This window comes from Cytobacillus firmus NBRC 15306 (assembly GCF_001591465.1).
Lineage (GTDB): Bacteria > Bacillota > Bacilli > Bacillales > Cytobacillaceae > Cytobacillus > Cytobacillus firmus.
Genome location: NZ_BCUY01000011.1, coordinates 1 through 15423, shown reverse-complemented (window position 1 = coordinate 15423; position 15423 = coordinate 1). Strand labels below are relative to the sequence as shown.

General features: G+C 40.6%; 13 protein-coding genes. 11 read left to right on the top strand and 2 right to left on the bottom strand.

What is annotated here, in order from left to right:
• Positions 1 to 13 precede the first annotated feature (13 nt).
• The 9 genes from BFI01S_RS05170 to BFI01S_RS05130 all read left to right on the top strand — a co-directional run bounded on the left by BFI01S_RS05170 (position 14) and on the right by BFI01S_RS05130 (position 11732).
• A complete protein-coding gene (locus tag BFI01S_RS05170; RefSeq protein WP_061791651.1) occupies positions 14 to 1297 on the top strand; it encodes a Na+/H+ antiporter NhaC family protein in 1284 nt (427 codons plus the stop codon).
• Between the two features lie 179 nt (positions 1298 to 1476).
• On the top strand, positions 1477 to 2619 hold the full coding sequence (locus BFI01S_RS05165) for an exonuclease SbcCD subunit D (protein WP_061791650.1): 1143 nt from the start codon (positions 1477 to 1479) through the stop codon (positions 2617 to 2619).
• Positions 2616 to 5750, top strand: a complete 3135-nt coding sequence (locus tag BFI01S_RS05160) for an SbcC/MukB-like Walker B domain-containing protein (protein WP_061791649.1) — start codon at positions 2616 to 2618, stop codon at positions 5748 to 5750. Before BFI01S_RS05165 ends, BFI01S_RS05160 begins: the two co-directional genes overlap by 4 nt.
• A 65-nt stretch (positions 5751 to 5815) precedes the next feature.
• Positions 5816 to 6493, top strand: coding sequence for a Dph6-related ATP pyrophosphatase (locus tag BFI01S_RS05155; protein WP_061791648.1), 678 nt, complete (start codon positions 5816 to 5818; stop codon positions 6491 to 6493).
• Between the two features lie 35 nt (positions 6494 to 6528).
• The gene (locus BFI01S_RS05150) at positions 6529 to 6903 is read left to right on the top strand and encodes an SET domain-containing protein (protein ID WP_061791647.1); all 375 of its coding nucleotides are present in this window, start codon (positions 6529 to 6531) and stop codon (positions 6901 to 6903) included.
• A 66-nt stretch (positions 6904 to 6969) separates the two neighbouring features.
• Complete coding sequence (locus tag BFI01S_RS05145) at positions 6970 to 7701, top strand: YwaF family protein (protein WP_061791646.1); 732 nt, start codon at positions 6970 to 6972, stop codon at positions 7699 to 7701.
• Positions 7698 to 8501 (top strand): type II pantothenate kinase, encoded by an 804-nt coding sequence (coaW, locus tag BFI01S_RS05140; RefSeq protein ID WP_061791645.1) that lies wholly within the window; start codon positions 7698 to 7700, stop codon positions 8499 to 8501. The genes BFI01S_RS05145 and coaW overlap by 4 nt, the downstream gene beginning before the upstream one ends.
• A gap of 76 nt (positions 8502 to 8577) precedes the next feature.
• Entirely contained in the window at positions 8578 to 10455 is a 1878-nt protein-coding gene (gene selB / locus BFI01S_RS05135) for a selenocysteine-specific translation elongation factor (protein WP_169799727.1), read from the top strand.
• 290 nt (positions 10456 to 10745) lie between these two features.
• On the top strand, positions 10746 to 11732 hold the full coding sequence (locus BFI01S_RS05130) for a C40 family peptidase (RefSeq protein WP_061791644.1): 987 nt from the start codon (positions 10746 to 10748) through the stop codon (positions 11730 to 11732).
• A 42-nt stretch (positions 11733 to 11774) separates the two neighbouring features.
• Here BFI01S_RS05130 and BFI01S_RS05125 read toward each other — a convergent pair whose 3' ends face one another.
• Together BFI01S_RS05125 and BFI01S_RS05120 are read right to left on the bottom strand one after the other, a co-directional pair.
• Positions 11775 to 11966, bottom strand: a complete 192-nt coding sequence (locus BFI01S_RS05125; RefSeq protein ID WP_061791643.1) for a CsbD family protein — start codon at positions 11964 to 11966, stop codon at positions 11775 to 11777.
• Between the two features lie 134 nt (positions 11967 to 12100).
• Positions 12101 to 12880, bottom strand: a complete 780-nt coding sequence (locus BFI01S_RS05120; RefSeq protein ID WP_061791642.1) for a hypothetical protein — start codon at positions 12878 to 12880, stop codon at positions 12101 to 12103.
• 541 nt (positions 12881 to 13421) lie between these two features.
• Here BFI01S_RS05120 and BFI01S_RS05115 point away from each other — a divergent pair.
• Positions 13422 to 14585 carry a BMQ_0737 family morphogenetic spore coat protein gene (locus tag BFI01S_RS05115; protein WP_061791641.1) on the top strand — a complete coding sequence of 388 codons (1164 nt, stop codon included), beginning with the start codon at positions 13422 to 13424 and terminating at the stop codon, positions 14583 to 14585.
• A 144-nt stretch (positions 14586 to 14729) separates the two neighbouring features.
• Positions 14730 to 15423 (top strand): hypothetical protein (locus BFI01S_RS05110; protein WP_156478330.1); only part of this gene is annotated, 694 nt, incomplete at its 3' end.

Here is a 15423-nt window from a genome sequence, read left to right as displayed (position 1 = left end):
AGGAGAATTTCAAATGAAAAACAAGGGCAATCCCTGGGCTTTATTGCCGCTTTTTGCTTTCCTTCTTATTTTTATAGGAAGCGGCATAGCAACAGGAGATTTCAATAGCATTCCAATCATTGTCATTGTATCCGCTACAGCCGGAATAGCACTGTCAATGAACAGAAAAAAGCCATTCATGGAAAAAGTAGAGATATTCACGAAAGGGGCCGGACATCCTGATATTATATTAATGTCCATTATTTTTATCCTGGCAGGGGCCTTTTCTGGTACGGCTAAAGGTATGGGTGCAGTTGATTCAACCGTGAACCTTGCACTCTCTTTTATCCCGCAGAATCTGCTTATGGTCGGAATTTTTATCATTGCATGCTTTATTTCATTATCTATGGGAACATCCATGGGGACAGTTGTAGCTCTCGCTCCAATTGGTGTAGCCCTTTCTGCAGAGACCGATATTTCCGTCGCATTGGCCATGGCAGCTATAATAGGCGGTGCCATGTTCGGGGATAATCTTTCCGTCATTTCTGATACGACCATTGCAGCGGTCAGGACTCAAGGAACGAGAATGACCGATAAATTCCGTGTGAATTTCTTAATCGTCCTGCCTGCTGCATTGCTTACGGCTTTGATTCTTGGGATTTTAACAGCAGGTCAGGAAAGCGTGGTAACCAGCGGGGATTACAGCTTTTTGAAAGTAGTCCCTTATCTTGGCGTATTGGCTGCAGCTTTGCTTGGCATGAATGTCATTCTTGTGCTTAGCGGGGGTATCCTTCTTGCAGGGCTGATCGGAATTGCAGACGACAGCTATACCTTTGTTTCATTCCTGCAAATGATTGCTGAAGGAATGGCTGGTATGCAGACCCTTGCGATCATTGCCATCCTCATTGGCGGATTGGTTGAGATCATCCGGGGTAATGGCGGAATCGATTACTTGCTTCACATGGCTACAAGCAAAATAAAATCTCGCAGGGGAGCTGAATTTGGTATTGCGTCACTTGTCACCCTGACAAATTTATCTACAGCCAATAACACAATTGCCATCATTATTGCAGGGCCGCTTGCCAAAAAAATTGCAGATCAATATGAGATTGACCCACGTAAATCAGCAAGTATTCTTGATATATTTGCCTGTTTTGTACAAGGGACTATCCCATATGGGGCACAGATGCTGGCTGCTTCCGGGCTCGCTGCCATTTCGCCGGTGAGCATCATGGCATATTCCATTTATCCAATATTAATTGGCATTTGCGGTGTTATTGCCATTTTGATTAACTTCCCTAACCTAAAAAAGCAATAGATGAAAGAGCCTTTGTTGGGCTCTTTTTCTTTTCGAATAATGCTATGTTTTGGAAATAATCTCTGATATAATTAGAACGAATGTTCTGTCAAATTTTGCTGAGCCATTGCCGTTTTTTGATTTGGTATAATGGTAACATTGCAGAAAGAATCTCAGGCAAGGAAAAGAGGGTGTTAGATATGAAATTTATCCATACCGCTGATTGGCATTTGGGCAAGCTGGTCCATGGTGTATATATGACCGGAGATCAGCGTCATTTTTTGCATCAATTTATTGATGTGGTAGAGGAAGAAAAGCCGGATGCAGTCGTTATTGCAGGAGACTTATATGACCGTTCCGTACCTCCGACTGATGCTGTAGAATTGCTGAATGAAATCCTTTTTAAAATAAATGTAGAGCTCAATACACCTGTGGTTGCCATAGGAGGAAACCATGACAGCGCTGAAAGGCTGTCCTTTGGTAGCTCCTGGTACAAACAAAGCAAGTTCTACCTGTCTGGAAAACTGGTAAATGATTTTAGGCCCATACATATTAATGGTGTGAACTTTTATCTGGTTCCGTATGCTGAACCCGGAATGGTCAGGCATTTGCTTGATGACGACCGTGTGCATTCCCATGATGATGCAATGAAGGCAATTGTGAACAGAATTGAAGAGTACCTGAATCCAAATGAACCGAACGTTCTTGTCGGACATGCTTTTGTATTGGGCGGTGCTACCAGTGATTCGGAAAGGACCCTCTCTGTCGGAGGATCAGGCTGTGTCCATTCAAGCAGCTTTGATCCTTTCTCCTATACGGCACTTGGTCATTTGCATAGTCCTGATGCCATAAAGCATGACAAGATCCGCTATTCAGGCTCCCTCTTAAAATATTCTTTTTCCGAAGCTAAACAGGAAAAATCCATTTCTATTTTAGAAATGAAGGAGAATGGTGAATTTGACTTGCGTACTCGTTCATTAAAGCCTAAAAAAGACTTGAGAGAGATCGAAGGGCATCTGGATGAACTGATGGATCCAGCTTTCTATGAAAAACAGAACCTTGATGACTATCTGAAAATCACCCTTTTTGATGAAGGCGCATTGCTTGATCCAATTAATAAGCTGAGACAGGTCTATCCAAATGTTCTGCACCTGGAAAGAAGGATAGCCGTTACAGATATGAAGAAAAAAAGCTCCTTCCTCTCGATGAAGGAAGAGAGGAAGGAGCTTGATCTGTTTAAACAATTCTATGAACAAATGACCACTTCCGAATTTACAGAAGATAAACAGAGGGTAATGACCGATGTGATCGAAAAAGTGCTTAGGGAGGAGGCCATGAAATGAAGCCATTAAAATTAACGATGCAGGCGTTCGGCCCCTATGCAGACAGTGAAACCATTGATTTTACCGAACTTGGAAATCGGACCATGTTTGTCATCTCCGGAAAGACGGGTTCAGGCAAAACCACGATTTTTGACGGCATCAGCTATGCCATTTATGGAAAGGCAAGCGGGGAGGATCGGAATGGCCCCGAACTTCGAAGCCAGTTTGCCAAAAATAATACATTAACCGAGGTTTCCCTCGAATTCATTTTAAGAAATAAAAGGTATCATATTACAAGATCTCCCCAGCAGGAAAAGAAAAAAGAGCGCGGCAATGGCACAACAACAGTGAGTGCAAAAGCAGAACTGTATATGTATGGTGAAAATGGAGAGCAAAAGCTCCTGGCTTCAAATGTCAGGGATGTTGATGAAAAGATAAAAGAAATTATGATCATTGACAGCAATCAGTTCAGGCAAATTCTGATGATTCCCCAGGGAGAGTTCCGAAAGCTCCTGACTTCTGAAAGCAAGGATAAGGAAATCATTCTGCAGCGGTTATTCCATACTCAAATATATAAGCGCATCGAAGAAAAACTTAAAGAAGATGCAACTGAATTAAAAAGAACGGTAGAAGAACAGATTAAATTGAGAGATCAGTATTTTAATCATGTGCAGGCTGTATACAGCGGGGAACTGAAATCTTACCTCGAAGCAGGAAGTGTTAATGACACCCTGCTAATGCCGCTTCTTGCAGATGAAATTAAGGAGATGGCAGAAGGTCTTGCTGAGCTGACAGAAGAAGGAAGGAAAAAGAAGGAACAGAGAGATCATCTTCAGCAAAAGCTCTATGAAGCAGAAATGGTGCTTAAGCAGCTGAAGACGAAAGAAGAGCTAAAGCAAAGGAAAGAAGAGCTCGAGGGATTAAAGGAGCAGTACATTGCAAAAGAGAAGGCGATAGCTCTTGCCCAGAAAGCAGCCCTGCTCAATCAGCAGGAGCAGCACTGCCATGTTCTGAAGAAAGAATTGGATGCGGCAAACGCTGACCTTAATGTTCTTCAGAAAAATATCAGCAATCTTGAAACGCTCCTAAAAGAAAAACAAGATAAATGGGAATCTGAAAAAAACCGCGAGGAAGACAGAAAAAAGGCTGCAGAACAGGTTAATCACCTGCAAAATATGAGAGAGGATATTCTCTCTTTTGCAGAAGTGGAGAAGCTGGTTCTTTCTCTTGAAGAGAATCTGGAAAAACTGCGGATTCATAAAAGACAGCAAGATGAAGCGCATCAAAAAACGGATCTGAAAATAAAAAAACTGACAGAAGAAAAGCAGGACATTGAGAAGAGCAAGCTGGCACTGGTTGAGAATGAAAGAAAACTGGAGAAACTGACTGATGAAATAGAAAAACTTCATAGATATGAAGAATTGCATAATGAGCATCATTTATCCATGAATGACTTCAGCAATAAAAAAAGTTATTTTGAGCAGACTTCATCCAGGCTGACTGATGCCAAACTGCTTGTGGAGGAACTGGAGGGCAAATGGCTTCATGGACAGGCATCAATCTTGGCTGACAGGCTCCAAAATGGAGAGGCATGTCCGGTCTGCGGCTCAGGCCACCATCCAAATCCGGCTGTCTCTCCTCCTAATATTCCTGATGAACAAGATCTGAAGGAAGCAAAAAAACAGGCATCTCAAATTGAAGCCGAGAAAGCGAAAGCGGAGTCTGCATTTTATGAAGCCCAGTCCCGCATGAATTCCAGCGAAAGTGGATTAGCGGACATAACAGCCCAAATACAGAAACACCGTCCAGATTTTAAACAAGAAAGTTTGCCAGTGTTGAAAAATACACTTGCCGATCAAAGAAAGCATCTTGAGGATTTTCATGCTGAATTGAAGAAGAAATCTTCCAGGCTTGAAAACTGTACAGCTGAGTTAGAAAAAACTCAGCAGCATAAAGAAACCGTGGCTGCAGAAATTGACCGGCTGCAAGTCCAAATAAATGACGCAGCCATTTTGCATGCCGAAAAGAAAAGCAACTTGGCCAGAATGATGGCCGCAATTCCTGAGGACTTGCGTTCCATTGATGCCTACAAGTCAAATTTAAGAACTGCCGCTGAAAAGCTTGAAAACCTGCAGAGACAGCTGGAAACAGCGCAGGAGGAATATCAGGATACAAAATCGTCCTTTTTGGCAGAAAAGGCAAAGCTGGAGACACTTCAAAAGCTGGCTGTTGAGAAAGAGGAAAAGCTTGCAGCTGAAAGGCAGAATTTTGTGCAGCGCATGAAGGAACAGGGCTTTGAAGTTTACGGAGAATACAGGGATGCAAAAAAATCAGAAGATCAAATCAGGCAGCTTGAAGGTGAAGTTAGAGAATATCGGGAAGAAGTCCGTTCTGTTCATGATCGATACGCTGAGCTGCTGCATCTCTTGGAAGGGATTGAAAAACCTGACCTGGAAAGCTTGCAGCTATTATTGCAAGAAACAGATGACCAATTAAAACAGCTGCAGGATCAATATACAAATCTGTTTATGATGAAAAAGCAAAATAAAGAGACTATGCAAAAAATCGAAGAAATAAATGAAAATATGAAGGCCCTTGAGGAAAGGTATAAAGTAATCGGGCACTTATATGAAATTTCAAAAGGACAGAATACTTACCGGATTACTTTTGAACGGTTTGTACTGGCGGCATTTTTAGATGATATACTGAGGGAAGCCAACGGACGTTTATCGAAGATGACCAGCGGGAGATATATGCTGCTTCGAAAAACAGACCGCTCAAAGGGCAACGCACAAAGCGGCCTGGAATTGCTTGTCTTTGATCAATACACTGGGCAGGAAAGGCATGTTAAAACTTTATCCGGCGGGGAAAGCTTTAAAGCCGCGCTTGCACTTGCTCTTGGTCTGGCAGACGTGGTGCAGCAATACGCAGGAGGCGTATCTCTTGAGACGATGTTCATTGATGAAGGATTTGGGACACTAGATCCCGAATCATTGGATCAGGCAATAGAAGCATTGATCGAAATTCAAAGCAGTGGAAGGCTAGTAGGTATTATCTCTCATGTTCCTGAGCTGAAGGAAAGGATAGATGCGCGTCTCGAAGTAACTGCAAGCCAGACAGGAAGCAGAACACAGTTTCAATTTTTAAATTAGGATTCAGAGGAAAAAGGATAGACCTCCTATCCTTTTTCCCATACTATTAAAGTTGGTGATGACTCTTGAGTAAGAAAGTCGTTTTATCATGGAGCGGCGGCAAAGACAGCTGTCTGGCTCTAGATGTGCTAATAAAACAGGGGTACGAGGTTGCATGCCTTCTGACAACGGTTCCAAAGGAAATTGGCAGAACGTTCGGGCATGGTGAAAAAAAGGAATTAATCCAGCTTCAGGCTAAAAGCTTGTCCATACCTGCAGGGTTTATTTATTGTACTTTTGAAGATTACTCGGAACGTTTCGTGAGTGATTTAAGAAAAATAAAAGATACATATGGGATTACAGGAATTGCATATGGGGATCTATACTTGGATGGTCACCGCGAATGGGGAGAAAAAACAGCTGCCGAAGCAGGATTGGATGCGGTATATCCTCTATGGATGGAGGAGAAAGATAGTCTTAAGGCATTAAAGGCCTTTGCGGAATCAGGCTATAAAGCCAAAGTCATACGTGTCCGGGAAGATGTATTGGACAGCTCCTGGCTGGGCAAGGAACTTAATCAAGACTTTGTAAGCAAAATTGAAGATGAGCCTGTCTGTCCAATGGGTGAATCAGGTGAGTATCATACATTTGTTTATGACGGTCCGCTATTTTATAAAAGCATCCAGCTGGACTCTCCTGTAGTGATTCAGCTTGAAACCACGAAGAAATTGGAATTTGGTGAGTTTAGGCTCGCTGAAAAATAAAAAAACGTCATTGACGAGAATGTGCAGGTAATGAAATGATCGAAATTAAGACATCAGCAGTAAGCGATGGCGAACATAATAGAGGAGTCTTTGCAACTCGTGATATTAAGAAGGGTGAACTGATTCATGAGGCTCCGGTCCTTCCTTATCCAAACAAAGAGCATCAGCATATTGAAAAAACGGCTCTGGCTGATTATGCATTTGAATACGGGAAAAATCACAGTGCCATTTTATTAGGCTATGGGATGCTTTTTAACCATTCCTATAAGCCAAATGCAGTATATGATATTAACTTTGACAATCATACCTTTGACTTTTTCGCTTATAGAGACATTAAAGCAGGTGAAGAGGTATTGATTAATTATAATGGGGAAGCTGATAATGATGATCCCCTTTGGTTTAATAAATAATTTAATTGGAGACTAGTCCTTTCCAGGCCTGGAGAGCAGTCTCCAGCCCGGAAGGGAGAGAATAGTTTGTCCGATGTATTTTCTCATGATTATAAAGCTTTCCCTTTTATGTCTTTTTCCGCGCCTCATATTGCCATGATTGTGTTATTTGCAGCAGCAGCCGTACTTTTATTCATTTTCAGAAAAGTGCTATACCGGTACGATCCACAATTTAGGCTGTATATGTTTATGCTGCTTTTTACATTGGAGCTGTTTTACCACCTTTGGCTTTATCATGGCGGAAAATGGGATATCTCCTTCACTCTGCCGCTTCAGCTTTGCTCCATAAGCTTAGTTCTTTCCTTGTTATTATTAGCATCGAAATCTAAGGCCGTCTTCCAAATTGTCTATTACATAGGCGTCACGGGGGCATTAATGGCCATTCTGACTCCAGAGCTTTTTTTAGGCTTTCCTCATTTTCGATATTTTCAATTTTTCATTACTCATAATCTAATCGTCTGGACTTGTCTTTATTTCGTGTTTGTTCATCAATTCAGGCCAACAGGGAAAGGTCTGATCGAATCTTTTATCTTCTTGAATCTCTGCGCAGCTGCGGCATTTTTTGCAAACAAGCTAACAGGCGGGAACTATATGTTCTTGTCACGTAAGCCGGAGAATAATTCATTATTAGATTACTTCGGACCTTATCCTAATTACATAATAACACTGGAAATAGCGGCATTATTCCTGTTTTTATTACTGCTGCTTCCGTTCAAAATGATTGGCAAAAATAAAGCCGGAAAGGCGGAATCTGCATGAAACCTGCAAAAATAGGGATTGATGCCGGAGGTTCTCTGCTGAAAATCGCGTTTGAAGAACAAGGTCAAATCCATTACAAAAGCTATCCAATTGATGAGCTGCATAGTTCTATGAATTGGCTGAAGATGACTGCTGCTGATACACCAATTGTATTGACAGGCGGGAAGGCTGGATACCTTAAAAAAGAGTTTTTTCAAAATGCCCGGATTGTTCCTGAATTTGAGTCTTCCGGTATAGGTGGATCCTATTTGCTAAAGCAAGATGGATTATCCTATGAGAATTTCCTCTTAATTAATATAGGCACAGGGACATCGATTTGCCTGAACAGCGGCGGGAAAATTTCAAGGGTTTCCGGAAGCGGCATCGGCGGGGGCACATTAATGGGACTGGGAAGTTTGCTGACTGGTGAAAAGGATTTTTCCAGGCTCGTTTCGCTGGCTGGAAGCGGGAAAGCAGAGAATGCAGATCTAATGGTCAAGGATATTTATTCACCATTCGATCCGCCACTAGATGGAAGCCTGACTGCCAGCAATTTTGGGAAAATAAATGATGATCAGGTAAGCAAGGAAGACAAAGCGGCCAGTTTAATTAACATGATAGCGGAAACGATGGTACTCCTAAGCACTCAGGCAGCAGTTCGGCACCAGATTGGCGATATTATTTATATAGGAAGCACGGTTCAGCATAATGAACCGTTAAAACACCTTTTAAAGAAGTATACCGCCATGCTCGGCAAGAATCCTGTCTTTATTCAAAATGGGGCGTATTGTGGAGCTATAGGTGCAATGCTATCTTTATAAAACCAGATGATTGAAAGATTCTTTTTTTCAGGATACATTAAGAAAAGAATGCAAAAAAAAGCAGGTGGCAGATTTGATGAAAAGATATTTTACAATTGGCATGGCAGGCCACATCGATCATGGAAAAACGACATTGACAAAGGCTTTAACAAATGTGGATACAGATAGGCTTAAAGAGGAAAAAGAAAGGCAAATATCCATAGAACTGGGATTTGCCCCTTTACATGAAGATGAGGAAATTCAAATATCTGCAGTGGATGTACCAGGTCATGAACGCTTTATCAGACAGATGATTGCTGGTGTTGCAGGTATAGACTTAGTCATCCTTGCTGTCGCAGCCGATGAAGGAGTTATGCCGCAAACAAGAGAGCACCTGGAAATTCTCGATTTCCTCGGGATCCGTAATGGCATTGTCGCCATAACAAAGATTGACCGTGTCGACGAAGAGTTCACCGATCTTGTAAAAGAAGAAATTCTTGAGGAACTGAAAGGAACTGTTTTTGAAGATGTTCCATTTATTTTAACAGATAGCCTGTCAGGCAAAGGGATTGAAGAGTTAAAGCAGTTGATTATCCATACGCTGAAAGAACAGAACACACGGGATGTAAAAGGCGCATTCCGCCTTCCAATCGATCAGGTGTTTACAGTGAAAGGGCAGGGAACCGTAGTCAGAGGCACTGTTTATGAAGGAAAAGTCGAAGAAGGACAGCTTCTGAAAATCATGCCAAATGGCATCGAGACCAGGGCACGCCAGCTGCAGGTACATCATCAGCCTGCAAAAGCGGCATTTGCAGGGCAAAGGGCAGCCATTAACCTTTCAGGTGTTTCGAAGGAGGATATAGAGCGTGGCGTGGTCCTTGTATCGTCTGAGCATTTCAGCGTTACGAAAACCATTGATGTAGCTGTAAGAATGGTGGGAGATTTAGAACATATCGTCAAACAGAGAATGCCGATTAAATGCCATATCGGTACAGCTGAGGTCATGGGCAAAATCGTCTTTTTTGACCGAAATGAATTATCCAATTCAGAAGGAGATATTCTCTGCCAGCTGCGTTTAGAAGAAGAAGTGGTAGCCAAAAGGGGAGACCGGTTCATTTTAAGACGGCCAAGTCCCCAGGAAACCATCGGAGGAGGCTGGGTTATCGATCCCAATGGAGAAAAGTACCGGTTCGGCCAAAAAACCATTGAGGATTTAAGCAGGAAAAAAGAAGGAACACCGAAAGATCGCATAAAAGCCGTGTTGTTCGAAGATAAGGTCCTTTCTCTTTCAGAGATTACAGCAAAGACTTCACTGGATCAATTGACGGTTCAAGAAATACTTAAAGAAAAAGATTTCCTGAGCATCAACAGCAAGGAATTCACTATGCTAGCAATCAAAGAGGCAATAGAGGAAGAAATAGCTGACCGCCTGAATGAGTTCCATCTGGAAAATCCCATGAAGCAAGGGGCCAATAAAGCAGAATTGCTGCAGGCAATGCAGGATAAATATCCTAAAATGCTGGTTGAATTTGTCTTAAATTCAGGGATTGAAAAAAATTCATTCCAACGAAAAGGACAGTTTTTGCAGAACAAAGGTTTTCATCCTCATGTACCGAAAAGCTGGCAAAAACGCACTGACAATCTTATTGCTGAATTAAAAAAAGATGGCTATAAAGTAAAGCCATTTGATGAATATTATGCTTCTGCAGGGATCCCTGAGAATCTCAAAGGCGACTTAAAACGATATTTAGAAGACCAGGAAATCGTCGTACCGCTGGATGCACAAAACTATTGGCACGGTGATCATTTTAGAGCAGCAGTAGAAGAACTGAAAAAGAGAACAAATGCTGAATTTGAAGTGGGCAATGCAAAGGAAGTATTAGGTCTTTCCAGAAAGTATATGATTCCTTTTCTCGAAAAACTTGATTCTTTGGGAATGACACGCAGAGCAGAAAATAAGAGAATATGGATTTAAAGAGTTTTCTTTAAATAGATCAGCTCAAGAATGCTGATCTATTTTTTTGTTTAGAAAGAAAAAAGTTTAATTAGAATAATCTGAAATATGACGAAAAACGACCCTATATCACCTGGTAGTATGGAAATTATCACCAATAAATGCAGGATAAATTTACTACACTTTAACCACTCAAGGAAATACTATGAAATTATGGTTTATTATGCCTATTTGTCCATTATTTTCAGATAGGATTTTACTAGAATTATTACTAATATTAGGTTGTCAAAGAAATTTAAGGAGTGTACAACTTGAAGAAACAACTACTTACAATGGCTGCGACAGCTGGTTTTTTGATTACACCGTTCAATGGAGAAGCAAGTGCTCATGAAAATAAATATATCGTTCAGTCTGGCGACACCTTATGGGGAATCTCCCGCTCTAACAGTCTTTCAATTGAAGAGTTAAAGACATGGAATAATATATCAGGATCAATAATTTATAAAGGACAAGCTCTGACTCTGCTGGCACCGCACAGCCATGACGCTTCAACAGGCGGGTCTTCTGGCAGTACTGTCAGCTACACAGTGAAATCAGGCGATACTTTATGGGGAATTGCAAGAACACATGGCCTTTCCGTTAGTACATTAAAGAGATTAAACGGAATCAGCAGTGACACGATATATCCAGGTCAAAAGCTAAAAGTGAAAGGTTCGGCTAACACTGCTGCACCTTCTGCTCCTGCAAGCACTGGATCCTATACCATCAAAAGAGGAGACACTCTTTCAGGTATTGCATCTCGCCATAACTTATCGGTTTCACAACTAAAGGCAATGAACAACCTTTCTTCAGACTTGATTTATGCTGGTCAGACTTTAAAAGTATCTGGTACGGCATCAAGCAAGCCGGCAGAATCACAGGTTGCAGGCCAAACGACATCAAAGGTGAATGAACTGATTTCTGAGGCTAAGAAATACATCGGTTCACCTTATGAATGGGCAGGAAGCACACCTGCCGGATTTGACTGCAGCGGCTACCTGAACTATGTATATGGTAAAGTGGGAATCTCTATTCCTCGTACTGTAGCATCCATTTGGAGCGCGACAAAACATGTTGCAGCACCAAGAGTGGGCGATTTGGTTTTCTTTGAAACATACAAGTCCGGTCCATCCCATGCGGGAATCTATCTTGGCGATTACAAGTTTATTCATGCTGGTTCTTCACGCGGTGTAGAAATCAGCGATATGAATAATTCATATTGGAAGCCTCGTTATTTAGGGGCGAAAACGACTTTTTAATCATTAAAAAGTACTCAACGCTCTAAGGCGCTGAGTACTTTTTTAATCTCTTCGGTCATTAAAAGTTTTTGACAGGGCTTCCTTTGCATCTCCCCATTTTTCCTGTGCCTGTCCTTTGAATTTATCCATATTCCCTTCAGCCTCTTTATATTCATTATTGGTCAGTTTGCCGTATTGCTTTTTAAATTCGCCTTTTAATTGATCTGCATTGCCATTTGTCTGGTCTTTGTTCATAAGTATCTCCTCCTAAATGCTGTTTGATTTTTATATACCCTTGTCCTCATTTTTGAAACCAGCCATAAATTTATAAAATTTAGAGTGCGTTAGTAAAGAAAACACGCCTTCATGCTGGGAGGCGTGTCTTCTCATTACTCATTGTTGATTTTATTTTCAATCGATACAACTTTCATTTCCAATTTTTTTAAGGTTTCCAATGCCTTTTCCAGCTCAGCGTCTTTTTTTTCGAATTCTGAAATAAAATGGTCTAGCATTTTATTATCTTCATTTCTTTCTGTTCCATTTGGGTAAATTACATTTCCTTCATTATATGCTTTAATTTCTTTCCTTAATTCCTCCATGGCAGATTCAGCAGAGCTTTTATATCTGGCTGCGATTAATAATTCCTCCTGAAGAATCCGATTTTTTTCTTGTAACCCCTGCAAATTATCGAAGATGCCAGTCTTAGTTAAAGTTTGAGAATCATCTTTTATTTTTGGTTTTTCATTTAATTCCATTAATTGTTCGTTTTCCTTATACAACTCCTCTAATTTACAGTGCATTTCCCAAAACGTTACTTCCATATCATAAATGCGATTAAATAAGCTGTTAATTAAATCCTTATCTTCTATAATGACGAAAAAATCACCTTGATTTTTCTTGCTGATGGTCCTGTAGAGAGAGTCCTGCATAATATGCATATATGACTTTTGTTTCATGTTTTCTTCGGACAATATAGCCAGTTTCTTTCTTAAAGTATCATTTTTTCTGATTAGCTCCAGATTTTGATCATGCATTTCATTAATTCTTTCTGACTGTTCTTTTTCGTATTCCGGACTGAGCATGGACTGATACTTTGCTAATTCCGCTTTAAGGTGGATGATTTTTTGCTGCAGCTGAATTTCTTTATCGGGAGTATGGTTGCGAAGCATATTCATTCTCCTTTCAGAAGATGCTTATAACTTTATTTTATGTATGCAGCCCTTAATGTTTCATTACATAAAAAAAAGACATGAGGGCCCTCATGTCTAAAGGAATAAATTATAAAGGTTATCATTGCAATGATCCAATTCGTGTGATAAAAATCCGTTCGTCAAATACTCATTGAAAATAGGATGGAAATTCGTGTATTGCTCTGAAACGCCATTTTTGGATCCAGTATCATAGAAAATCGACTTTTAGTTGTCATTTATTATTAAACTAGCAGAAATATCCCTATTCATTTAATAGTGAAGCGAAAGGAAAGATTTAAATCAGTAACCTTTCTTACTTCTACTATATGCCGTGTGTAAAGAAAGGACAATGGCATTTACCCTATAGAAAACCCATTTATAAAGAAATAGACTCTTTTACTACTTTTTAAAAATAGGTTCTTTTTTTATAAAAATAGGTACTTGTTCTATACCAAAACTGGTTTCTTTCCATAGGATATAGTGTGATAAAAATACTCATTAGAAAGAAAGGAAGGAAAACATGAAGAATAAGCGTAAAACGATTAAAGGTTCACAGCCGACGCCGACACCAACGCCGATTCCGATTGATCCAAATGATTTAGCTCCAGAATGTATCTTTGTCGAGAAGGTGTATGACTGGGTATTCTTTGCCAACAAATATGAAAACAAGAATTTCATACCTGATGAGGAATGTCGAGCTGCAGTCGCCGCTGCCTTGGCTGCAGGGCAAAGAGTAGATGTGCGCTGTTCAGCTGATGTAGACGATGTCCAATCTTCTGCAACAATCCTGGAACACGGAAATCCTGGTCGAGTATTAATCGTCTGGACAGTTCCAGTTGATGTAACGATCCTTGTAAATGGTGCATCAGTTTGCACATTCACTGTCCGCACGCAATTCACTGATGAAATTATGCTGTGCGTACCAACTGGTATTACAGAAGATAACATCCGATTAAGAGCTTACCAGGTAATCTGCCAAACTTCTGGTGCCGTACTAATGGGTCCAGATCCATTTGGACCAATGATTCCAGTGAGAGTCGTATTATGTAAGGACGTTCAAGTACACTACCCTGTAAAGCTTGAAGTTCTAGCAAAATTCTGCTTCCCGCGTCCAAATAATATTCCAGTGCCAAAACCAAGAATTCAGTGTGATCTAAACCTGCTTGAATTCCCGCCGCAATGTCCGGGGTTATTCCCAGTAGCAAACTGTGAGTGCCAGGCTACGGCTATTACAAGAGGTGCTGATACTCTAGCAGATATCGGCGGAGTAGATGTAACAGGTACTTCCAGCATACGTGCCGAAATCTGTCAGGAGTGCTCACTTGGTGATAGTACTTTCACTTACTCTTTCACTGACACTGAGTTTGATGGACCTACTCCTACACCAACACAGCCAGACTACAGCTTCACTTTCAGTCCTCTCACTTTCAACCAGCCGGTATGTGGTGAAGATTCACTAACTGTTTCTGGTACTGGTAACAGAGATTGGGATGGAGACATTGAGAGATTCGTGTTTGATCTGACAATTAATGACGATGCTACACTAGATGGGGAGAGTTTCCGTCTGATTCTTAGAGACATCAACACTAATGCTGTAGTATTTGACAGCGGCATTGTTGAAGCTGCAGTAAACTTTGAAGAGTGCGACACATTTGCTGACCTATTAGATAACCTGGATGACTGATCTTTACAGGAGGGGAGTACTTCTCCTCCTTTTTATCATTTACATTTTCCAGTACATAAATATAGCATAATTGAGGTGAGAGAGATGCCGGTTAATAATTCTATGCAATATCAAATAATGAATGTCAAAGAGGATATTAGTACCTTGAAAGGCATCCTGGAAGGGATAAGGGACGATAGGAAAGCTTTAAGATGCATGGCTAATGAAGCATTATTCTCCGGTTATTCCCCTGCATTTAGATCACTTAAAAATGAAATCATACAAATGAAACAAACAGCTATCAAAAGGGAAGGCAGGCTAAAGGAGATTGCATTTGGGAAAGAGCTTGATATAAAAAAACTAAAATCAGAGCAACTCAATCTATATCAGTATGCTCAGCATATTGAATATTTTCAGGGAATGATAGAAGAGATAGCTAAAGGCCATCCATTTAAACATAATGATAAAGCCGATCTTAATCTTGAAAATATTACCGAACATCACCTTTCAATGGAACAAGTATTTTGCTGGTTATCAGACTTTTATGAAATAAAAGCAGTTACACAAAATTCCATTGAACACATAGAAAAATTACTCAAGGAAATTGAGAATGCTGGATTAACACACAGACAAGAAGAGCTTGAACAGAATATGAATATCATAGGAAGGTGGTTGAAAAAAATGGGCTGGTTATTTTTCAGCAGGGAAAAGGAAGAACAGTATAAGGCAAAACTTACTGAGCTGCAGGAAGTTATTTCTCAATTGAGAGACGAACTTGTGCATTATAAAGGCACGTTTGAAGAGGTTCATGACCGATTATTGGAAAAGGAACATTCGGAAAATGAATTTAGAAACAGTG